This window comes from Massilia frigida (genome assembly GCF_011682175.1).
GTDB lineage: Bacteria > Pseudomonadota > Gammaproteobacteria > Burkholderiales > Burkholderiaceae_D > Telluria_A > Telluria_A frigida.
Genome location: NZ_WHJG01000001.1, coordinates 370,224 through 390,954 on the forward strand (window position 1 = coordinate 370,224; position 20,731 = coordinate 390,954).

Here is a 20,731-nt window from a genome sequence, read left to right on the forward strand (position 1 = left end):
GTGAATGAAGCGCCGCAGGCATGCCGCCGCGCCGGGGCCGATTCGCCGCACCGAGGTCTAGCCGATCGACAGCAGGCGGTCGGCGATGCCGGCTTCCTCGCGCTTCGAAAAAAAATAGGGGTAGAGCGAGCGTTCGGTACCCGCATCGTCGTGCACGCCGCCCAGGCGCTCGATCTCGGCGCCCATGAAATCGAGGCTGAGCCAGAGCAGATGGGCCGGTGCGTCGACGCGCGGATTGATCCTCACCCCGCTCTGGGTGCGAAAACCGAGCATGTGTTCATAATAGCGCCGGTGACGCGGATTGATCTCGATAAACGCATCCGTGCACTGGTAAATATGGTGCGCGTAGATATACAGGATATGAAACAGGGAGCCGAGCGCGAACTTGGAGCGCACCGTGGGGTCGAAGGCGAGCTTGCTGATCTCGCACACCTTGGCGCCGCGCGCGCGGAAGGCGTCGATATGGTCCTTGAACACTTCGTCGGCGAGAATGCCGACCGGGGAATCGACCCCCAGGGTCACCGTGCCGATCACTTCGCCACCATCGAAGGCCGACAGGGTGATCTGGTTGGGATTGTCTTCCAGCCGATGGGTACCGGCATATCCACGCCAGGCATACATCTTATTGATGAGCATGCTTGCCCGGTTACGTCCTTCCTCGGTGTCGGCAACGCGAATCCCGAAGCTGCGTGTATTGATCGTCATCTCGGAGATGTTATCAGAATAATCTTCCGCGAAAACACAGTGACTGCCCAGGTCACCAGCATCCGGCGCGGGAAAATTGAAACGAGTTGTTTCAACGATATTAAGAACCTGATCCATCGACTATGATCCCGAAGATATTGTCCAAGCAGTGAATTCAGTAACATATTGCTAACTCAGCTATCCTAACATCCTCGGCAAAATGCAGGGAGACAATTAAACTTTTTCTTCGCAAATATGCAACAGCCATGCGGCGCGCGCCGCGCCCCCTGCTGGTGATGCTGGAGTTACACTTTCTCTCCGGCCTGGCCCCCTGTTTCCCGCCCCAAAAACACAAAAACCGCCATTCCCGCCAGATGAACTGGCGCGAATGACGGTGTCGGGATTGGCGGCGCGGACAAGCCGGCGCGCGCCTGGCGCGCCCTGGGCCTTACAGCGACTTGGCCAGTGCCTTCGCCTCTTCCATCTGCGCAAAGTCCTTGCTGGCCAGGACCCGATCCAGTTCGCGCTTGGCCCCGGCCTTGTCGCCGGTTTTCGCCAGTCCGGCCGCCAGGTGGTAGCGGATGTCGGCCGCTTCCGGCGCCAGCGCCACCGCTTTTTGCAGCAAGGCCAGGCCGCGCTTGGCGTCGCCCTGCTCGACCAGCATCCAGCCGAGGGTATCGGTGACGGCCGCGCTGCTGCCGCCCAGCTCGAAGGCCTTTTCGGCGGTTTTCAGCGCGCGCGGATCTTTTTCCTGCTGGTAAGCCCAAGCCAGGTTGTTGAGCGCCGCGACATTCGCCGGCGCCTCCTTGAGCACCGCTTCCAGCCCGGCGATGGCGGCCTTGTAGCGCTTGCCGGCCAGGTCGTTCTCGGCCATGTACAAGACCAGCGCCACGTCGTTCGGATGCGCTGCGGCCGCCTTGGCCAGGCGCGCATCGGCTTCCTTGCCCTTGCCGGAAGCGCGCATGGCCGCGTGCAGCTTGATCAGGTTGGCGCTCGACGGCGCCAGCGCGAAGGCTTTCTCGAACGCCGCCACCGCTGGCGCGCTCTTGCCCTGCCCCATCGACAGATTGCCTTCCAGCTGGTAGCCGAGCGCTTCCTTCGGACGCTGTTTCTGGATCTGGCGCGCCACCGCCAGCGCATCGTCGACCTTGCCGGCGCGCGCGGCCAGATCGGCCTGGGCCACCTGGGCATCGACGAAGTCCGGCTGCAGGGCCAGCGCCTTTTTCAGGTCGTCGGCGGTGGCGTTCAGGTTTTTCATCTGCGCGTGCACGGTCGCCAGGCGGAAATGCGCCATCGCCGATTTCGGCGCCGCGCCGGCCAGCTTGCCGTAGGTATCGAGGGCGCCGGGCAAGTCGCCATTGGCGATCTGCGCCTGGCCCAGCAGGTCGAGCAGGTCGAGGTTTTTCGGATTGGCAACCTGGAACTTGCGCGCCAGGGTCAGCGCCTTTTGCTTCTGGCCGATGGCCAGGTAGTGCGCGCCCAGGGTGCGCGCCGGGCCGATCGCTTCGGGATTTTCGCTGCTGGCCTTTTCCAGCCACTGGTTCGCTTCCTCGTTGCGCCCTTGCGCCAGGGCCAGCTTGGTCAGGGCGTAGTAGGCCTCGACATTCTTCTTGTCCTTTTCCAGGAAACTCACCAGTTGCTGTTTCGCCAGGTCCGGCTTTTTCTCGCGCAGGGCCAGTTGCGCCAGGTTGGCGGCGGCCGGGAAATAGTCGGCCTTGAGCGCGAGCGCCTTGTCGAAGCTGGCGCGGGCGTTGACCATGTCGTTCATGCCCAGGTACACGCCGCCCTTGAGGTTCTGCACCATCGGGTCGGCCGGCTGGGCCGCTTCCAGCGCCTTGGCCGCGACCAGCGCCTTGTCGTAGCGCTTCATGCGCAGTTCGGTCATCACCAGCAGCACCGCCGCCTTGGGCGACTTGGCGTCGAGCTTGGTCGATTGTTCCAGTTCGCTGACCGCGCGCGCATCGTCGCCGGTGGCCAGCTTGCCCAGTGCCAGCGAGGTGCGCAGCCCGGCCGCGTTCGGCGCCAGGGTGCTGGCCTGCTCGAAGTAGGCGGTGGCCTTGCCATAGTCGTGCGCCTGCATGTAAGCCTCGCCGGCCAGCGCCAGCAATTGCACGTCATCCTTGCCGGAGTCCAGCATCGGCGTGAGCTGGGTCAGCGCTTCGGTGGTCTGGCCCATTTTCAGCAGGGTGCTCACCATCAGCTTGCGCGCGTAGCGGTGTTCGGGCATGGCGGCCAGGTATTTGCGCAGGTGCTGCTCGGCTTGCGGCATCGAGCCGAGCGCATGCTCGACCGCGCCCGCCATCAGCACGCTCGGCATGTGCTCGGGCGCCACGCGCAGGATTTTTTGCAGTGCATCCTTGGCGGCCGCGTGCTTGCCCTGGGTGAAGTCGAGCAGGGCCTGGGCGTAAGCCACCATCAGCGCGTTGGGGGTGATCTTGCGGGCCGCTTCGAGGTCGGCTTTGGCGGCGTCGAACTTGCCTTCCGCGATCTCGACGAAGGCGCGCTCGACGTAAGCCGAGCGGTGGTTCGGCTTGAGCTTCAAGACCTGGTTGTAGGCTTCCAGGGCCGGCCCGGCCTTGGCCTGGGCGCGCAGCATGTCGCCCTTGAACATCCAGGCGCTGGCGTCGGTCGGGTTGCTCGCGGCCACCTGGTCGGCCAGGCGGTTGGCCTCCTCCAGGTCCTTGCGCGCCAGGGCTTGGCGGGCCGAGCCGATCAGCGCGGCCACATGGCCCGGCTTCGACGCCAGGGCCTGGGCATACAAGTCCCTGGCCTGGTCGGCGCGGCCCAGGCCGGCGTTGGCGTCGGCGCGCAGGGCCAGCATGTCGGCATCGCTGCCGGCGTCGGCGGCGAGGTCGAGCACTTTCTGGTATTGCTGCTGCTGCATCAGGGCATTCGACAGGGCGGGAACGACCTTGTCCTTGGGCACGCCCAGTTCCAGGGCCTTGCGCAATTCCTTTTCGGCCGACACGGCGTCGCCCGTGTCGATATACAGCAAGCCCAGGGTCAGGCGCGCGTCAGCGTCCGATGGGTTTTTCACCAGCGCATTTTTCAGCTGGATCACGGCCGCCTTGCTGTCACCCTTCTGGATGAATTGCTTGGCGTCGGCCACCAGCGACGCCGACGTTTCGGTCTTGCCGCAAGCGCCGACGGCGCCCAGCAGTAATAGTGCGGACACCACGGCGGCGCCGGCGTGCGTCTTGGTTCTGGTAACTGACATGACTTCCCTATCGTGTGCAACGTGAAATGATTGGCTGGATGACCATGCGCCGGCCTGGCTGGCCGGTCTGGGACGTCTAATATTCTATATCGATTTCTTTGGAGAACGAGAAGAATAGCGCCCGGCGCAGGGCCGCCGTGGCGTCCGGGCGCGGGGCCGAACGGAAAGTCCGGGCGGGGGCCGAACGGGGAAGCTCAGGCGTCGCCGTCGGGAGCGAGGATGTAGGGCACCAGGACCATGTCGCCCGGCACGAAATCGCGGGTGTCGCGCGTGATCAGCACACGCCCGGACAGGTTGGCGGTGGCCTGGATCACGGCGTCCGGCAGGCGCATGGCGTGCACCTCGCGCACGCGCGACGCTTCCAGCGCCACCTTGTGGTCGATCGGCACCAGCTCGAACTGGCCCAGGAAGGCTTCGACCAGCAGGTGTTCGGCCTCGTCCTCGGACACGCCTTCCATGATTTCCATCCAGGTCACCACGCTGATGGCCTTGTCGACATAGTGATCGCAGGCCAGTTCCGCTTCCGGGATGCCGTTCAGATAGTCGATCAGGATATTGGTATCGAACAGCGCCTTTACCATTCGTCGCGCAACCTGTGCTGGTAGCTGACGCCATCTTCGGGAATACGCTTCTTCCAGATGCCGAAGGCGCTGGGCTGCGGCACCGGGGGCCGTTCCGGCACCGCGCCGGCCGCGCGCGCACGCCTGCCTGTTTCGTCGGCTATGACACCTGGAACATGGGTTACCGCGACGTCGTTCGGATTGCGGCCCATGGTGCGCCTCGAAGTTGTTCAATGTTAAGTAGTGTATAGCATCGTTTGCCAGCCGTCAGCAGGCAAGCAGCGGGACCGGACTACCCATTTCACATGAAAATCAACGGAAATACAGGCCACCTGCCAAACAAACGCGGATTTATAGGCGCTTTTATGCAGGAATAGGCGAAAGTTCGAGTATTTACGTCAAGAAAATTTTGCCGCGACGAGTGAACGGCGCCACATTTCGCCACAAAGAAAAATATGCATTTTGGATACATACAGAATCTTGCTCACATGGTAACGTTCTTCCGTCGCAATAGATATCTTGCAGACAACTTCACCGCCAGCCTGGGCGGGAAGTAAAGATCGATAAAAAACGATGAATCCGGAGACTGAATGAAATCCTCGCATACCCTGTTCCTGCTCATGGCCGCAGCCTACGCTGCCGGCGCCGCCGCCCAAACCGACATTGCCAGCGCGCAAGCGGCCCGTCCCGCCCCCGCCATCGAGATCGGCAGCGTCGACGCGGTGCTGAGCGGCTTTGCCGCACAACACGCCAACGGCCGCACCATGCAAGTGCAATCGGTCGGCGCCAACACCGTGGCCGCCCATATCCGCGACTACGCCAGCAAGAATGGCGTGGTATCGATCACCGGTACCGCGGTCGACACGCCCGATTCGGTGTTCGTGCTCAAAGGGAACAAGAAAGCCGTGTACGGCTACCTGCTCAAGTACGACACGCGCAAGGCTTACGAATACACCACCGACAGCGCCGGCAAGGTCTGGCTGACGGAAGTGCCGATCACCAAGATCGTGCCCGATTTCGATCCGGAATTCCGCGACAAGCGCTCCACCGCCATGCTGGCGCTGGCGGTGTCGCATCCCGTCTACAGCGCGATGGCGCTGCGCCAGGCACCCCATATCGGCCCATACCAGAATCAGGACGTGACCCAGCTGCAGAGCAAGCCGGGCAGCCCGTACGTGTTTTACCTCAACACCACGGCGGTCATGAGCGGCAGCACCCCACTGAACGGCGTGACCAAGGAAAACATGTACCGCGCCTGGCAATCGATTGCCGACCAGTATTCGATGCTCAACCTGAACGTGACCACCAGCCGCGCCGTGTACGACGCCGCGCGCTCGGCCAACCTGCTGCGCACCGGCATCATCAACTTCATCAACCAGGATGGCCGCTCGTTCGCCCCGCTGCGTTCCTTCGGCACCACCGCCGCCGGCACCCTGTACCGCAATCCGGGCTCCGGGTTCGACTACGGCTACGGCATCGGCATGACCGGCGCCCACGAAGTCGGGCACCAGATGGGCATGAACCACGACGGCGGCGGCACCGGCGGCGAGTATTTCGAGGGCATCGCGGCCTATCAGTGGGGGCCGATCATGGGCAACTACTGGATGGGCGGCGGCTGGGCCAACCAGCTGTTCACCTGGAGCCGCGGCGAATACAACACGGCCAGCAATCGCGAGGATGACCTGCGCATCATGACCGTGGACGAGGCGGTGCCGTACATGGCCGACGATATCCCGACGTCGCGCGCGCTGACGCTGGGCACAGGCGGCGCCATCGATCCTACCCGCAACTTCGGCCAGATCGAACGCAACACCGACACCGATACGTTTACGTTCACGACCACCGGCATCACCACCCTGAACCTGCGCGTCGACCCGCTCGAATACTTGCGCATGCTCGACGTGGACGCCACCATCTACAACGCGGCCGGCGCGGTGGTTGCGCGCAGCAACCTGTCGGTCAACCGCTCGGCCCAGTTCACCAATCTGTCGCTGCCGGCCGGCAGCTACCGCCTGGTGGTGCGCGGCGGCGCCGAGGGCACCCCGGCGAACGGCTTCTCAAGCTATTCGTCGCTGGGCTGGTATGCGATGAAGGGGACCTTGACCGGCGCGGGCGGCGGCTATCCGGTGCTGAGCAACGGCGTGGCCCTGACCGGCCAGGGCGCGGCCACGGGCAGCTGGAATTACTTCACGATTGACGTTCCGGCGGGTAAAACCCAGGTCGCGTTCGCGCTCAACGGCGGCAACGGCGACGCCGACATGTTCGTCAAACTGGGCGGCACCCCGACCACGGCCAGCTACAACTGCAAGTCGGATGGGCCGAGCAGCGTGGAAAACTGTTCCATCAATGCACCGGCGGCGGGCCGCTACTACGTGGGCGTGTATGCCTACGCGGCCTATAACAATATGAGCGTCAAGGCGACTTACGCGCCGTAATCATGGAAAGGGCGGCAGCGCCAATCGCGCTAGCCGTCCTTGAACAGTGCCGACACTGGACAGTCGAACAGGCTGGCCAATCCCTCGAGCAGGTCGATGCTCAGGGACTTGGTGCTGTTGTTGACCACGCGCGTGAGCTGGGAATGCGAAATCTCCACGCCCATGGCCGTCAGGCGCTTCCACAGTTCGGTGACGAAACGGATGTCGTGTTCAGCCATCAAAACCTGGACCCGCAGGACGGCTTTGCGCTGTGGCCCCTGGAGGGGCGTGGATGACGTGGATGGTTTTAGTGTGTGCATGGGGGGGTCGCCGTACCTCACTACGACAGGCGCCATCATACCCTTTTGCCGCTCACCCCGTTTTCATCTGTTGCAAAAAACCCAAGCAGCGCCATTTATTTGCATCACATGCAAATTATTTTCGATATTTGCTTGCTTTCCGATTTTGTGCATGTCAGAATGCATTCACTGGCTCAGCAAGAGCACCAACCGCAGCAACGACCACAGGGATTCACCGTGAAAACAACGACGCAACAACAGATGACGACGCAGCGCCCAGCGCGCGGCCTGTCGCTGCTTGCCAGCAGTCTGTTGGCGTCGCTGCAAGTTGCTGTCCTGGCCGCCCTGCAAGGCGCCGGCACCGCCGGCCTCAAGGGTTACCGTACCCTCGCCGCCGCGCTTGATGCACTTTATGCGCAGCCAGCACCGTCTTACCACCAGCATCGCCAGTGGCCCGCATTCTGTGGCGCGCATTGGGAACATACAAACAACATCCGAGGGGGGGCAACCCCTAGTCGCGGAGGCTAACCCCTCCCCGGCTGACCGCCAGGTCAAGCTCAAGGGCTCGGATGTTCCGCAAGGACTCCGGGCCCTTTTTGTTTTGGCCAGAGGTTTTACCGCAGTACCGCAAAACGCAGCAAACGCAGTCAAGCCCTTTCAGTTTGAGGCCGTCCCCGGACAACCCGGACCAGACGCAGTTCTTTCACAATTTGGACAGGTAGTAAACGGTTCCGCCTGTATCGGTATCGCACCCTCACGTGCGATACCAGTGCGGGTGGAACGGTGCGGGAATAGCTCAATCGGAGAGCGCAACCTTGACGGGTTGAGGCCGGAAGTTCGACTCTTCCATCCCGCGCCATTCCACAAAGCGCTTTCAGAGGGCGCATGGCGCAGCCAGAGGCAAGTCACGCCCGAGGCGCTTTGTGGAATGGCTTTTCAAGCATGGGTGACGAGCAGCATGGCGACTGCAGCGGACGATTTGTCCGCCGTCTTTGCGCATACGGGGTTCGATTCCCCGGTCACCCACCCTCTTTTCAATTGTGGATTAGCTCAGCTGGTAGAGCACTTGACTTTGACTCAAGCTGTCGCAGGTTCGACTCCTGCATCCACTGCCAGTTTATCGCGCATGACCGCGCGTTTTTTCAATGGTGACGTTAGCTCAGTTGGCAGAGCTTTGGATTGTGATTCCAAGGGCCGCCGGTTCGAATCCGGTACGTCACCCCAATATATATCTCACCTTAGCTCAGATGGAAGAGCGCGACGCTACGAACGTCGAGGCGGCAGGTTCGACTCCTGCAGGTGGGTCCAGTCAAGGCACGTGTCGCCCGCACGCGGCATTCCCATAGTTCCCGGATAGGGTTCGTGGCGAACAACCGCGTGCGGGTTCCGGATATCAGCCCGGCACGCGCAAGCCGTGGTGCGCTCCGAAAGTTTGATGCGCACTACCCCGGCAGGCAACCGGGACCCGCACCGCGCTCGTGGTGGAAATGGCAGACACACCAGATTCAAAATCTGGCGCCGCACAGGCATTGAGGGTTCGACGCCCTCCGAGCGCACCAATCACCCATGTTCGCCACGGCACTGAGCGGGCCTATACTGGGCCGCATTCAAGCAACCGGATCGGCATCCATGAAAAAGACCGTTGTAAAACAAGCGTCCCTGAAAAGCCTGGCCGGCACTGCGCTGCAGGATTGGGAAAGCGAGATGAGCTGGGAAGCCATCCGCGCCCTGCAAATGCTGGGCTCGCCGGAGACCTTGGCGATGGCGCAGCGCTTTGCGACGAGCAAAAACCGGCATAAACGCGCGCTGGCGATGTATATCGCTTCGCAGCTACGGCGTGAACGCTATCCGAAGCGATGGCATTCAGGGAGCCACGAATACGCCATGGAAGAAACCCAAGCCTTGTTGCTGGCAGGCTTGAACGACCCGATCGCGAATGTGGTGTTGGCGGCCATTTCCGGTGTCGGTCACCGTCCGCATCCATCGGCACTGCCGGCGCTGCTCGCATTCGCCACGCACGCCGATGCGAATATTCGCTTTCAGGTGGCATTCGCCCTCGCACATTATCACGAGGATGCCTCGGTCGAGGCGCTGCTGGCGCTGGCGGCCGACCCCGACGACGACACCCGCGACTGGGCCACCTTTGCGCTCGGCAGCATGCATGAAGCGGACACGGCCGAGATCCGCGAGCGCCTGTGGCACAACCTTGGCGACAGCAACGAGAGCGTCAGCGGCGAAGCCCTGGCCGGACTGGCGTCACGCAAGGATGAGCGCGTGATCGCGGTGCTGCTCGAACGCCTGGATGACGACTGCATGGTCTTCGAACTGGACGCGGCCGAAATGATGGCAAGTCCGCTGCTGCTGGCGCCGCTGAACGCGATCAGGAATGCGGTCAGCCGTGACGAGGACAGCGATTCGTATTGGCATAACCGCCTCGACGCCGCCATCGCGGCCTGCGGCGGCGGCGAAAAGTAATAGTTTTTATAAGGTTTCAATGGTGACGTTAGCTCAGTTGGCAGAGCATTGGATTGTGATTCCAAGGGCCGCCGGTTCAAATCCGGTACGTCACCCCATGTCTTCGATTGCGCGCTGTCGGCCGCAATCATCGACGCACTATCTCAGTGGCGCAATTGGCAGCGCAGCGGTCTCCAAAACCGAAGGCTGAAGGTTCGACTCCTTCCTGGGATGCCATTTTTACGTGGGGTTGCCCGAGCGGTCCAAGGGCGCAGCGCCCAAGGGCACGCTGCAAAGTCGTTGTTCGCCGGTTCGAATCCGGCACCCCACTCCAATGCAGCGCAAGCGATATCGCCCGGGCGTCCCTCACGGCCCCGGGAATGCGCGCTGCGCTGCGCCTCTTTTTCGTGCTTGCTGCTTTGCCTGCAAGGCGTATTATCACGTTCATACCTGTCCAGATTTTCATTCTCCGTCCAGCGCCAAAAGCGCCGGCCTTATCTACTATTCCATTCAAACAGGCATCAGTAAAAGTGAAAATATGACTCCGCAAATCTTAGCACTCGACATCGCAGGAAATCCATTCGGATGGATTTCCGCCCAGGAAGCGATCCACTACTACGCCGTCGGCAAGGTAGCGTGGGAACTGGGCGACCGTGAATTTCTGTTTCGCGGCGGCGTGTCGAATGCGGGCGTGCTGTCGACGATGACGGTCAAGCCGATCATTTCCATTTCGGGCAGCGAGCGCATGACCAAAAAACTGCGCGTAGCGCTGCCGCTGGGCGACGATAACCACCTGCTGTTCGCGCGCGACCGCCATACCTGCGCCTATTGCGGCAACGTCTTCGCGCGCCAGCACCTGTCGCGCGACCACGTGCTGGCGCGCACCCACGGCGGCAAGGATAGCTGGACAAACTGCGTCACCGCGTGCAAACAGTGCAATCAAGCCAAGGGCGCCACCATGGTGCACAACTTCCATCCGCTGCTGTACGTGCCGTATGTGCCATGCCGTTTCGAGCACTTCATTCTGAGCGGCAGGAATGTGCTGGCGGACCAGCATGATTATTTGTCGGCCAAATTGCCGAAACATTCGCGCATGCTGGCCTGATGCGATCCCCCGCGATCGGGCTCGACCATTCGCTTGAGCCTGACGTAAGGTGAGGCTTTAGGATGCGGGCATGACTAACGATCACAAGGGATCGCCCATGCACCGGCATTCATCGTTCCATCCTGCCCTACCCTGTCCACGCGGTACCACCGTATGAGCTGGCTCGACAAGCTGCTGCCGCCGCGCATCCGGCGCGACGGCAGCGCGCTGCGCCAATCGATTCCGTCCGGATTGTGGATTCAATGTCCATCATGCAAGGCGCCCCTGTACCGGGCGGCGCTGGAAGCCAGTCTGCATGTGTGTCCAAAGTGCGACCATCATCTGCGCATCCGCGCGCGGGCCCGGCTCGACGCCCTGCTCGACGCCGGTGGGCGCTACGAGATCGGCCAGGAAGTGCTGCCGGTCGACAGCCTGAAATTCAAGGAAAGCAAACGCTACACCGAACGCCTGCGCGCCGCCACCGAGGCGACCGGAGAAACCGACGCCATGGTGGTCATGGGCGGCGCCATCCTGTCGGTGCCGGTGGTGACGGCCTGCTTCGAATTCGCGTTCATGGGCGGCTCCATGGGGTCGGTGGTGGGCGAGCGCTTCGTGCGCGGGGCGCAGGCAGCCATCGACCAGAACGTGCCTTTCATCTGCTTTACCGCCAGCGGCGGGGCGCGCATGCAGGAAGGCTTGATGTCGCTGCTGCAAATGGCCAAGACGACTGCCATGCTGACCCGGCTGGCGGAAAAGAAACTCCCCTTCATTTCCGTGCTGACCGATCCGACCTCGGGCGGCGTGTCGGCCTCGTTCTGCTTCCTGGGCGACGTGGTGATCGCCGAGCCGAAGGCGCTGATTGCCTTCACCGGCGCCAGGGTCATCAAAAGTACCCTGGGCGTGACCTTGCCCGATGGCTATCAGCGGCCGGAATTCCTGCTCGAACGCGGCGCGGTCGACATGATTGTGGACCGCAGGCAGATGCGGACCGAACTGGCCGCGCTGCTGGCACTGCTGCTGAAACTTCCCAAGGATGGCATGGCTTGAGCGGCGCGCGCCGTCGCGTACAATTTCCATTGCACAAGGTTGCTGATTGCCGGGTGCCGCAGTGAAAATGGAGTGTCGATCATGTGGTTTTGGACTTTACTTGTGGCCACGCCGTTGGCCGGAACGAACAATGGCAGCCGATGCGATTGAAGGTCGGCGAACTTGCCAGCCGGGCTGGCGTGACGGTGCGGGCGCTGCATCATTACGACCGCATCGGGCTGCTCAAGCCGTCGGCGCGCGCCGCCTCCGGTTACCGCCTGTATGACCGGGCCGATATGGCGCGCCTGCACCAGGTCCAGGCGCTGCGCCGCTTCGGCCTGCCGCTGGCCGAGATCGGCGCCGTGCTGGACCAGCCGGACACGCCGTTTGCCGCCATCGTGGCCGAACAGATCAGCGCGCTGGGACGCCAGATCGCCCAGGCGGGTGCGCTGCGCGGACAGCTGTTGCAGTTGCAGCGCCAGCTACAGCTGGGCGCCGAACCGGATCTGGCGAACTGGCTCTCCACCCTCGAACTGATGGGCGCATACGACAATTACTTCACCGGGGAAGAATTACAGCGCCTGCCCTTCTTCCATCCCGACGCGCAACGCGACAGCATCTGGGAGCGCATCGTGGCGCGCATCGGGACGCTGATGGCGCAGGGCGTGCCGGCCGCGAGCCGGCCAGCGCAGTACCTGGCGCTGCGCTGGATGCGGCGGCTGGAACGCGACACGGCGGCCAATCCCGACTTTGCCCTGCGCATGAGCGCGATGATGGAAGGAGAGCCGGCGGCACGTCAGCGCATCGGCATCACCCCCGACCTGAAGCAATACGTGATCGATGCGCTGGCCGAGTACAAGCTGGGCATTTACGCGAACTACCTGGACGCCGGCGAACTGCGCCAGATGCGCGAGCACGGCGGCAAGCACGGCAAGCAGTGGATGAGCCTGATCGCCGCGGTGTACCGGCAGATGCAAGCCGGCGCCGCACCGGGCGACGCGGCAGTACAGGCGCTGACGCGCGAATGGTTCGCCTTGTTCAGGCAGGGCGCGGGCGACAATCCGGCAACATTGGCCAAAATGCGCCTGGCGATCGACAGCGAACCGGCGCTGCTGGCCGGCAGCTGGATCAATGCCGGCATGCTCGTTTTTATCCGGCAGTCCGCTGCCACCATGCCGGCAGAAGCATGACGGATTCACCTCTCAAGGCAAGAGCGGGCCATGAAGTTCAGGCAACGGCAGAATTCATGGGGGAAAATACTGTGACTCAAGAGCTGAGATAATGCCGCGTTGCAGCACCTTGCTCAGGGTCACAGCATGCTTCACCGCCGCCACAATGTCATCTTTCGCCGCCAGCGAAATGCGGCCTCGATAGCGGCTAACGTCATTCATCAATGCTGCGACAATGTCGTTTTTGGGAATCGGAAGCACCTCATGGCAGGCGACTTGTGAATCATGATCAAGAAATGGGTGGCTGGCAGCGTCCAGCTTAACTTGACACACGTTCAAGTGAGCCCTGGCCTTAATATAGGGATTGGTTTCCGAGTTGACTACAAAATGGAGACAATTTTCATCTGGTGAAGCTACGAGGACAAGAAATTTATTCTTGGTCACCTCCGGAAACACGACCTGAAGAGAGAGAACCGCGCCCGGCACCAAGCATTGCTCAATTTGCTTGAGACGGAAATCTGCTGGAAAGGCATCGCCGAGGCTCAAGGAACAATTCCCGTCTACTTAGTGTAATGGTCGAGCAAGTCAGCAGCACCAGGCAAGGTTTTAATGATTTCCGTAAGGGGAATGGGACAATTTTCAGGAACCGAGCGCCAGGCAGGGTCGTGGCTCTCTTCGGTCAACTGGTCGAACGACTTGCCGCCATGCGTGGCAATGATCTCATCAAGACATTCCACTTCAGACTGGCTCAGATAATCGCCATCGGCGTGACGCTTTGCAATGACCGAATGACCCTGTACCGTCAGGGCATTCATGATGGCAGGAATGGCATTGGCAACGGGCACACTCCGCCCGCCAGCAAATTTCATGAAATCATAAATCCGCGATGGCACAGGGCCATTGTCCATGGCGATATACGTATCCCCGCTCAAGGTACAACCGTACCGTTCAAGGTGAAGTTTGTCCGCGAAGTAAAATATTTTCGAAATTTTATGAAAGCCCGGCGCAGGACTCTTCGATGCTATATAAACAATAGCTTCGATCGCTTTAAGAGGATCAAATCGCTGTACTGTCACTGGCATGGTGGCTCCACGTGCGCCGTGGGATATCTGGCTGAACGATAACTAAAAGAACATATTGGCGAGGTGATCAACAATCGGAAATGCAGCCCGAAAAGTGTACCATCGAGACAAAACGGAAATACTGTTTATACATACAGTGCACCTGCCATATTACCCGCCCCGCGCGGCCGCTGCACGATCTTAAGCATCGCCACAGCACTTCCATTGACATATCTCAAGCGCTCGCTCGGGCGCGTCGACAAATTGCAACAAATGCAATTCCATGCCCGAGCGCTGCGCAGCAAGCTGACAGTCGACGATGCAAATCGTTGATCCGGGGGAGGAAATCTGGTGCGGCTGGCGGGGATCGAACCCACGACCCTTGGCTTCGGAGGCCAAACAAATACCGATTAATTTCCGTTTATCAATGTTGATTTCTTCGGTATTTCATTAAAAATCAATAACTTATAGAGACATTGACTATTGATCCTTGTGCCAAAATATGGATCACGTTACAATTAATTCCCTACACCAACCCTACACCAAAATGAAGTGGGATAATTTTACAGCCGGTCGCGTTAAAGCTTTTCAATGTGCGGAGGGCAAAAAGCAGAGCATTTATTGGGATGGTAAGACGCCCGGTCTTGGAGTGCGGGTCACTGCCTCAGGGGCCAAGTCATACATTTTCGAGACCAGCCTGAACGGCAAGACGCTGCGTATCACCATTGGGGACGTGGCGACCTACTCTATTGATGATGCTCAACGCGAGGCCGTAGCGTACAAGATGCAGACCAACAGGGGCATTGATCCGCGCGTGGTTACGGCCGAACGTATCGCTGGGGATGCTGCAAAAGCGGTAGCCATCGAGGCAAACCGCCTCGCGCTGGCGGAGATCGCTGCGCTGGAGCACAGCAAACGTGAACTCATTGCCCGTGACGTTTGGGACGTATACATGGCTGCTCCACACCCTAAGTGGGGAGACCAACACCGCGCCGACCATGCGATTGCAGCCAATCCGGGCGGTGCAGCGCCGAAAATCGGCAAGAAGACAACGAAGCCCGCCCCTCTTGCGGCCTTGCTCAAGCTCCCCCTGCACTCAATTACCGCTATTACGGTCCAAGAATGGCTTGAGGAAGAGTGTGCAACGCGCCCGACGTTTGCCCACAATTCCTACAGGAAGTTTCGGACCTTTATCCGGTGGTGCGCGAAACATCCACAGTACAGCGCGGTAGTACGGGCAGATTGCTGCCTGGCTGATGAGGTCAAGGAAATCGTGCCGGCGAACAAGACGAAGGACGGGGACAGTTTGCAACGGGAACAGTTGGCTGGGTGGTTTGCGGCAGTCCGGCAGCTAAGCAACCCGATCATTTCGGCATATTTGCAAGGTCTGCTCATCACCGGAGCGCGCAGGAACGAACTGGCAATGCTCCAATGGGCGGACGTTGAGTGGAATCCAAACTGGAGCAGCATCACGATCCGCGACAAGGTTGACGGCAAGCGCACAATTCCGCTACCGCCGTACTTGATGCGGCTTTTTGCAGCGCTGCCACGCACCAATAAGTGGGTATTCAGTAGTCCGACCTCAGCAAGCGAGCACATCACTGAACCACGCATTGCCCACACTCAGGCGCTCAAGCTCGCGGGCTTGCCCCACGTCTCGCTTCACGGCCTACGCCGTTCGTTTGGCACGCTTGCGGAGTGGGTGGAGGTGCCAAGCGGGGTGGTGGCTCAGATTCAGGGGCATAAGCCGAGCGCGCTCGCCGAGAAGCACTATCGGCGTCGGCCGCTTGATTTGCTGCGGATGTGGCATGTCAAGATCGAAGAGTGGATGTTAGGGCAAGCGGGGATTGCCCTAACACCAGCAGTACCTCTGTTGAAGGCCGTGGCATGACAGGCGTCGAGAACGACGAACCGAAACGTACGACGTAGCGCCATGCTACTGCTTCACTCGCTACATCTGCTACAAGTGCTCAGACGATCAGTCTATTGTAGCTGTTGTAGCAGGAAAAGCAGTAGCGCGGCCCCCACTGGCGGACACGGCGGCTCTTAGTTCAACAAGGCGGGATTAACACGGATCGTACGCGCAGGCTCACCCCCGACTTTAACGCGTCCAAGGCGCTCAAGTTCGGCCAGAACAGGTACGAGCGCCGATTTCTTGCGGAACGCTGTGGGGCCATACTGATTGATGAAACGCATTGGCAGCTCGGTCATGCCGTTTTCGTTGCAGCGCCTGATGAGCCACTCATCGAGCTTTTGGGCGTCGCTGGTGCCCGCCGACAGCATCACGCCACCAAACACACGTTGAGACTCGTGCAGATGCCACTCGGCCAAGCGAGCTGCCCCACGAATGTGCATTTCGCTGATGGGACCTTGAGAATTTGTCAGAACGTGGAACAGCGCAGCGATACGGACGGCGTTGTCGGCGGTCTTGCTTGCCACATCGCGCACATCGCACAAGGCGCCGCCTTTTCCGAGTTGAACCTCGATTTGGTTGTAGAAATCAATCCACGCCGCCATCGCCCCTTCCGACAGGCTCAGCATCGACAGCTTCAGCGCGCCCTCTTCAATTACCGGCATAATTGCGAGGACTTCTTCCAGCCGGTCTCGGAAGCGGTCCAATGACGGCCAATGCAAAGGAGCTTTTTTGTATGCGCGCGTCCCTTGGGTAGACTCTGGGTACGTAACGAGAAAACGGGCAATGTACCCGGTCCCGCGCGCGAGAGAACCGGAGCCGTTCATGAATGTGCTCAGCGTAGCAGGTTGTACTTGCACCGCGACGGTGAGCCGCACGCCCTTGACGGTATAGGACTCGGAGGTGCGACGGTCGATGCGGATGGGCTTGCCGTCCCACAGCTCATTGAACACGGCCATGTTGCGCATTTGACTGTCTTTACCCATTCCATGTCCGCCGAACACTGCCCCACCTTCTGACGAAATGACGCCACCCGAAGGCCACTCGAATGCCAAACCACGCGTGAGCGCCTCCGGTGTCGTGTCCCCATAAATCACCCTAGGGATTACAGGCGCCACGGGCTTAGCGGCCTGGTGAGCAGCGAGTTCAGCTTCTTTTGTCGAAGTGTCCTTCGTCTCCTTGGCTTGCTGAACGATCTTCTCCAGAATGCCCTTGTTTTTTGCGTCCCACGCTTGAACGTCAGTCTCGAATTTCAAGCGTTCCGGTTTTGCTGCGATTGCACATGCATCCTCAAAATCGCGGGCTGGTTTAATGAAGAAGTTGTCAAGCGTGCTTTTACGTTCGCCGGACTCCGCGATGGCAATGATGTACAGCGAGACAGGCCCGTTCAGTCCTACGTCGCGCTGTACGTCGTACAGGCCTTGTGCCGCCACGGACAAGCTGGCCAAAGCCGAACAGGCGACCAGTGCCATAGGTGCCCTGGTAAAGTCCTGAACTTCTATCACAGCATCTTGCATGATCGTCGGCAGCGCATCCAGCGGATAATCAATGGCAGGCGCGTACGCAGCGATCTGCTCAGGTTCGGCCCACTCCGGTGCGGCGAAAACTTCGGGCGCGCGGCGAGGTTCGTCCATAATCATGCTCAGATCGGTGCCCTTGGTGCGCTCATGACCGGCAAGGCGCTTGAGGCTGGTGATCGTTACACCGCCATCAGCGCTAACGTGCTCCCATTTTTTGCGTACATCGCCAACATCTTTGTAGCCTGCCTTCTTGCTCCACCGGTCGGCCAACTCGAACATCTGATCGGAGTTGCTGCGGTTTTTCAGTGCCATCAAGACAGTACACCAAGTGCTGTAATTTTCTGGGGAAATGTGCTCAAGGTCCGCTCTGTACTCCGCCATTTCCTCTTCGGACACGTCGGCGGCGGGGCGCGCCATCGGGGAATCCGAACGGGTAGCAGGCGTAACACCAGCAGGCTTCTTACCGAATTTTTCGTATATCCAATTCGGGAGGGGAGCGATCTCCTGTCCCTCGAAGAGGTCACTCGATGCCTCCCACTCGTAACGCGATCCCGACGCATGCATCGAACCTGGGCCGACCACATAGCCGCCGATACCCTTCATGTCGATGCCTGGGCCAAGTGTCTTGTCGAATTGGGAGCCAGCGTCGGCTACGTAATAGAGATGACGCCCACCCCCACCGGTCAATACTTCGGCGGTTTCGGGGAAGAAGTAGCCGGCGCGCTCAAGTTCATCGAGGGTGTGTGCCGCTTCCAATTTATAGGCGTCGATGTCCACGACAACGACCATCTTGCCGCTGGTTCCGATTTCACGGCCGGTGGCGATGCCGTAATTCACAGGTCCATAGTAAGTAAACCAGCTAGTGATCGTTGCCGTATTGATGCTTGCCCCTCTAAAAGAAGCCAATTGACGCGGGTGTTTTCCGGGAGTGCAGTTCGGCGAGCCAGTCGGTTTTCCGCAGGAGCAATTCTTACCGTCAAAGCCGAACAGCGGAAATACGGCGACGCCACGCGCAGCAAACTTCATGGCGAAATCGAACGCCGGATTCGCAGCCGGGTTCATTTTTGGCACACTCACTTCACTCGCCCCAGCGACCGGCTCCGCAATCAACGTCGGCATTGGCTCCAAGTTCGCGGCTGTTGCCGGGTCCGATCCGCAACTGTCGTCAACCGCCACGGCCTTGGCGCTTACCAATGGGGCACGCACTGCATCCGGCGTGGATGGGATATTCGCACGGCTTTCAGCCGCTGGGACGGGCATTACGGGTATTTCAACGGCGTGGGCCAAGTCGGCATCACAGGCAGCGGTCATTTGGCACTCCCTTCCACTTGTACGCGCAGCAAGTCTGCAACGCGCCATGCGAGGCGACCGTTGATGCGCACCGGACGGATTGGCCCATCCTCGTAGCACGCCCATTTGCGCAGCGTCTGTGGCTTACGGCCCAAGTGGAATGCGGCCTCGATGGTGCTGATGGTGGTGCGCGGTTCGGCGGCGAGTGCCGTGAAAGTTACTTGCGTAGTCATTGTTGGTCCTAGAAATTAATTGGATACTGGGACAACAAAATCTACGCAGAGCAACCAGCGGCGAAGGTTGCCGCAACCAAGACCGCCTTGACTGACGGGGCGCATCGCAATTTTCGGCAACCAAGCCAGGCACCCTATTTTTTACTTGCGGCTGGACGAAGCGCACTGAATGGATCGGCCTTTCTCAGTCCGAACTGGTCCTTGGCCTTGTGTATTTGCTTGGAGATAAACTGGCGGGACACGCTGTACTCTTCCGCCAGCTTCGGATGAGTTGCGCCGGGCAATAGACTTTCCTCGTACAGTCGACGAAGTGCATGAGTGTCCCAAGTTTTTCCCTTGGCTTGCTTGGGGGCCACCATAGAACGTTGAACGACCACCGTGGACTCCACAGCCGGGGGCTTGGCCGCTGTGGGAACCGGATGGCACACCTCAGGCTCCACAGAAACCGCCACTGCCTCGGCGATGCGGCTTCGATGGGCCTCGATGATTTCAGCTATCACGAAACGTGGCACCACGAATGTTGAGTGGCTTGTGACCTGAACAGGGCGCGCGAAGAAGTACCTGTCGGAATCGCCCATCCACTCCCCGCGCTCGACTTCCCAATATGCCAGAACGCGATGATTCGCAGCGCGAAACGCCTTGATCTTGTCCCAAGGCTCGTACGGTTCATCCCCATACACCCAGGCCGGGTGGTAGGCGATGATTTGCGGGCCAGGGGAAAAAACCAGCTCTTCAATTTCGTATTGCAGCAACGTCACTAGGTTTGCTGGGAGGTTAGGCTCTGGTGTTTCAACCAGTCGGCCATCAACACGAATACGGGAGACAATCGAAGCGCCATTCGGTGCGCGTGCGTACACCGGCAACCGCAAACGAAGGACCTCGCTGATGAACTCTGATTCGCTCCACCTCCGCCCGGTGAGAGCTGATAACACCCACAGCGCCTCGCCGATTGTAGAAATTTCGTTAATTAACATGCCTGCACTCAAGTAAATAAAGCGGCGACGTTAGCAGCGCACGGGATGACCCGTCAATGTTAGAAATAGTACTTGGGCTATCGCGGAATGTCGTGGCTCCCTGCGCACGGTGCGCGGAGCGGTAGCAGAGTAGCAAACGTAGCAGTAGCAGCAGGGTATCCGAGCTTGTGGAGACGCTTATACAGACCAAAAAATGTCGCAGCTCGTCGGCCTCGTCGCGCCGAACGGTAGCAGAGTAGCTAAAGTAGCAGTAGCAGGCGGGTAGCTGAGCGTGCGACGGCGCTTACATAAACCAAAATCGAGCGTACGGTGGCGGTTGCGAAAGGTATGGCCTCGGCGTGACTGATGCCGGCAGGACGTATGCACTGGGGGCTTGTAGAGGTTTTCTGAATGCCTTCGGATCAACACAAACATGTCAGTAGGCAGCACAGAGAAAGGGGGGATGAGAAGTAGAGAAAGTATATATATTATTTATACTTATTACTTACATCTCCCTATGACAGAGGTGCCGCGCAGGTGCCTTTCTGCATTCTCTTTACCCTTGGAGAAGGCACTGAGATTCTCCTGTGCATACCGATGAGCAAGTGGGCGGATTTCGGGGCATGAACTGCCGAGTGCATCCCCTCTTGACGCCCCCCTCACGCGCACGAGGGGAATTTTCAATCCTTGTATTGGTCAGCAACGAGGTGGCCTGCCGTCACTGCCTTGACCTGCGGTATCGCTCCTCACTGGCGCTACTGCCACGGAGCGCGCTCGGGTGGCCCGGTACAAGCTCTTGGGAAGGCTTGAAGCTACCCCAGAGGCCACGATCCATGTTCGGCAGTCCTACGAGTG

The 20,731-nt window shown here is 60.1% G+C and carries 17 protein-coding genes and 7 tRNA genes; 14 read left to right on the top strand and 10 right to left on the bottom strand.

Features of this window, described 5'->3' with window-relative positions; translation table 11 throughout:
- Positions 1-57: 57 nt before the first annotated feature.
- From F2P44_RS01675 to F2P44_RS01690, 4 genes are all read right to left on the bottom strand, one after another.
- Positions 58-705, bottom strand: a complete 648-nt coding sequence (locus tag F2P44_RS01675; RefSeq protein ID WP_229423317.1) for an N-acyl amino acid synthase FeeM domain-containing protein — start codon at positions 703-705, stop codon at positions 58-60.
- Between the two features lie 427 nt (positions 706-1,132).
- On the bottom strand, positions 1,133-3,901 hold the full coding sequence (gene prsT / locus F2P44_RS01680; RefSeq protein ID WP_167084419.1) for an XrtA/PEP-CTERM system TPR-repeat protein PrsT: 2,769 nt from the start codon (positions 3,899-3,901) through the stop codon (positions 1,133-1,135).
- 194 nt (positions 3,902-4,095) lie between these two features.
- Positions 4,096-4,482: a PIN domain-containing protein gene (locus F2P44_RS01685; RefSeq protein ID WP_167084421.1), complete on the bottom strand. Its 387-nt coding sequence runs from the start codon at positions 4,480-4,482 to the stop codon at positions 4,096-4,098.
- Complete coding sequence (locus tag F2P44_RS01690; protein ID WP_167084423.1) at positions 4,476-4,673, bottom strand: hypothetical protein; 198 nt, start codon at positions 4,671-4,673, stop codon at positions 4,476-4,478. The genes F2P44_RS01685 and F2P44_RS01690 overlap by 7 nt, the downstream gene beginning before the upstream one ends.
- Positions 4,674-5,051: 378 nt before the next feature.
- Between F2P44_RS01690 and F2P44_RS01695 the strand changes: the two genes are divergently transcribed.
- Positions 5,052-6,896 carry a pre-peptidase C-terminal domain-containing protein gene (locus tag F2P44_RS01695; RefSeq protein ID WP_167084425.1) on the top strand — a complete coding sequence of 615 codons (1,845 nt, stop codon included), beginning with the start codon at positions 5,052-5,054 and terminating at the stop codon, positions 6,894-6,896.
- Positions 6,897-6,925: 29 nt separating this feature from the next.
- Here the strand turns inward: F2P44_RS01695 and F2P44_RS01700 are convergent, their stop codons facing one another.
- Complete coding sequence (locus tag F2P44_RS01700; protein ID WP_054265574.1) at positions 6,926-7,114, bottom strand: helix-turn-helix domain-containing protein; 189 nt, start codon at positions 7,112-7,114, stop codon at positions 6,926-6,928.
- A 126-nt stretch (positions 7,115-7,240) separates the two neighbouring features.
- Between F2P44_RS01700 and F2P44_RS01705 the strand changes: the two genes are divergently transcribed.
- The 12 genes from F2P44_RS01705 to F2P44_RS01760 all read left to right on the top strand — a co-directional run bounded on the left by F2P44_RS01705 (position 7,241) and on the right by F2P44_RS01760 (position 12,928).
- Complete coding sequence (locus F2P44_RS01705) at positions 7,241-7,702, top strand: hypothetical protein (RefSeq protein WP_167084426.1); 462 nt, start codon at positions 7,241-7,243, stop codon at positions 7,700-7,702.
- A 257-nt stretch (positions 7,703-7,959) separates the two neighbouring features.
- Positions 7,960-8,033: transfer RNA gene (locus F2P44_RS01710), tRNA-OTHER, on the top strand.
- 289 nt (positions 8,034-8,322) lie between these two features.
- Positions 8,323-8,398 (top strand) — tRNA-His (locus tag F2P44_RS01715).
- Between the two features lie 8 nt (positions 8,399-8,406).
- A tRNA-Arg gene (locus F2P44_RS01720) sits at positions 8,407-8,482 on the top strand.
- A 164-nt stretch (positions 8,483-8,646) separates the two neighbouring features.
- Positions 8,647-8,733, top strand: a tRNA-Leu gene (locus tag F2P44_RS01725).
- A gap of 70 nt (positions 8,734-8,803) precedes the next feature.
- Positions 8,804-9,649 (top strand): HEAT repeat domain-containing protein, encoded by an 846-nt coding sequence (locus tag F2P44_RS01730; protein WP_167084428.1) that lies wholly within the window; start codon positions 8,804-8,806, stop codon positions 9,647-9,649.
- 22 nt (positions 9,650-9,671) lie between these two features.
- Positions 9,672-9,747 (top strand) — tRNA-His (locus tag F2P44_RS01735).
- Between the two features lie 42 nt (positions 9,748-9,789).
- Positions 9,790-9,865, top strand: a tRNA-Trp gene (locus tag F2P44_RS01740).
- Positions 9,866-9,872: 7 nt separating this feature from the next.
- A tRNA-OTHER gene (locus tag F2P44_RS01745) sits at positions 9,873-9,962 on the top strand.
- Between the two features lie 204 nt (positions 9,963-10,166).
- On the top strand, positions 10,167-10,733 hold the full coding sequence (locus F2P44_RS01750; RefSeq protein WP_167084430.1) for an HNH endonuclease: 567 nt from the start codon (positions 10,167-10,169) through the stop codon (positions 10,731-10,733).
- 153 nt (positions 10,734-10,886) lie between these two features.
- Positions 10,887-11,759 (top strand): acetyl-CoA carboxylase, carboxyltransferase subunit beta, encoded by an 873-nt coding sequence (gene accD / locus F2P44_RS01755; RefSeq protein WP_167084432.1) that lies wholly within the window; start codon positions 10,887-10,889, stop codon positions 11,757-11,759.
- Between the two features lie 140 nt (positions 11,760-11,899).
- Positions 11,900-12,928 carry a MerR family transcriptional regulator gene (locus tag F2P44_RS01760; protein ID WP_167084434.1) on the top strand — a complete coding sequence of 343 codons (1,029 nt, stop codon included), beginning with the start codon at positions 11,900-11,902 and terminating at the stop codon, positions 12,926-12,928.
- Between the two features lie 54 nt (positions 12,929-12,982).
- On the opposite strand, the gene F2P44_RS01765 is transcribed toward F2P44_RS01760, so the two are convergent.
- Together F2P44_RS01765 and F2P44_RS01770 are read right to left on the bottom strand one after the other, a co-directional pair.
- Positions 12,983-13,453, bottom strand: coding sequence for a hypothetical protein (locus F2P44_RS01765; RefSeq protein WP_167084436.1), 471 nt, complete (start codon positions 13,451-13,453; stop codon positions 12,983-12,985).
- A 14-nt stretch (positions 13,454-13,467) separates the two neighbouring features.
- Positions 13,468-13,989 carry a Panacea domain-containing protein gene (locus tag F2P44_RS01770; RefSeq protein ID WP_167084438.1) on the bottom strand — a complete coding sequence of 174 codons (522 nt, stop codon included), beginning with the start codon at positions 13,987-13,989 and terminating at the stop codon, positions 13,468-13,470.
- 481 nt (positions 13,990-14,470) lie between these two features.
- Here F2P44_RS01770 and F2P44_RS01775 point away from each other — a divergent pair, with 481 nt between their 5' ends.
- A complete protein-coding gene (locus F2P44_RS01775; protein ID WP_229423318.1) occupies positions 14,471-15,859 on the top strand; it encodes a tyrosine-type recombinase/integrase in 1,389 nt (462 codons plus the stop codon).
- 155 nt (positions 15,860-16,014) lie between these two features.
- Here the strand turns inward: F2P44_RS01775 and F2P44_RS01780 are convergent, their stop codons facing one another.
- From F2P44_RS01780 to F2P44_RS01790, 3 genes are all read right to left on the bottom strand, one after another.
- Complete coding sequence (locus F2P44_RS01780; RefSeq protein ID WP_167084440.1) at positions 16,015-18,519, bottom strand: DUF3987 domain-containing protein; 2,505 nt, start codon at positions 18,517-18,519, stop codon at positions 16,015-16,017.
- A gap of 188 nt (positions 18,520-18,707) precedes the next feature.
- Complete coding sequence (locus F2P44_RS01785) at positions 18,708-18,923, bottom strand: helix-turn-helix domain-containing protein (protein WP_167084441.1); 216 nt, start codon at positions 18,921-18,923, stop codon at positions 18,708-18,710.
- A gap of 134 nt (positions 18,924-19,057) precedes the next feature.
- The gene (locus tag F2P44_RS01790; RefSeq protein ID WP_167084443.1) at positions 19,058-19,897 is read right to left on the bottom strand and encodes a hypothetical protein; all 840 of its coding nucleotides are present in this window, start codon (positions 19,895-19,897) and stop codon (positions 19,058-19,060) included.
- Positions 19,898-20,731 lie beyond the last annotated feature (834 nt).

What these genes read in the sequence shown, in the direction of transcription:
- F2P44_RS01675 (WP_229423317.1), bottom strand. Translation starts at nt 705, where the DNA reads ATGACGATCAATACACGCAGCTTCGGGATTCGCGTTGCCGACACCGAG.
- prsT (WP_167084419.1), bottom strand. Translation starts at nt 3,901, where the DNA reads ATGTCAGTTACCAGAACCAAGACGCACGCCGGCGCCGCCGTGGTGTCC.
- F2P44_RS01685 (WP_167084421.1), bottom strand. Translation starts at nt 4,482, where the DNA reads ATGGTAAAGGCGCTGTTCGATACCAATATCCTGATCGACTATCTGAAC.
- F2P44_RS01690 (WP_167084423.1), bottom strand. Translation starts at nt 4,673, where the DNA reads ATGGGCCGCAATCCGAACGACGTCGCGGTAACCCATGTTCCAGGTGTC.
- F2P44_RS01695 (WP_167084425.1), top strand. Translation starts at nt 5,052, where the DNA reads ATGAAATCCTCGCATACCCTGTTCCTGCTCATGGCCGCAGCCTACGCT.
- F2P44_RS01700 (WP_054265574.1), bottom strand. Translation starts at nt 7,114, where the DNA reads ATGGCTGAACACGACATCCGTTTCGTCACCGAACTGTGGAAGCGCCTG.
- F2P44_RS01730 (WP_167084428.1), top strand. Translation starts at nt 8,804, where the DNA reads ATGAAAAAGACCGTTGTAAAACAAGCGTCCCTGAAAAGCCTGGCCGGC.
- F2P44_RS01750 (WP_167084430.1), top strand. Translation starts at nt 10,167, where the DNA reads ATGACTCCGCAAATCTTAGCACTCGACATCGCAGGAAATCCATTCGGA.
- accD (WP_167084432.1), top strand. Translation starts at nt 10,887, where the DNA reads ATGAGCTGGCTCGACAAGCTGCTGCCGCCGCGCATCCGGCGCGACGGC.
- F2P44_RS01760 (WP_167084434.1), top strand. Translation starts at nt 11,900, where the DNA reads ATGCGATTGAAGGTCGGCGAACTTGCCAGCCGGGCTGGCGTGACGGTG.
- F2P44_RS01770 (WP_167084438.1), bottom strand. Translation starts at nt 13,989, where the DNA reads ATGCCAGTGACAGTACAGCGATTTGATCCTCTTAAAGCGATCGAAGCT.
- F2P44_RS01775 (WP_229423318.1), top strand. Translation starts at nt 14,471, where the DNA reads ATGGATCACGTTACAATTAATTCCCTACACCAACCCTACACCAAAATG.
- F2P44_RS01780 (WP_167084440.1), bottom strand. Translation starts at nt 18,519, where the DNA reads ATGCCGACGTTGATTGCGGAGCCGGTCGCTGGGGCGAGTGAAGTGAGT.
- F2P44_RS01785 (WP_167084441.1), bottom strand. Translation starts at nt 18,923, where the DNA reads ATGACTACGCAAGTAACTTTCACGGCACTCGCCGCCGAACCGCGCACC.
- F2P44_RS01790 (WP_167084443.1), bottom strand. Translation starts at nt 19,897, where the DNA reads ATGTTAATTAACGAAATTTCTACAATCGGCGAGGCGCTGTGGGTGTTA.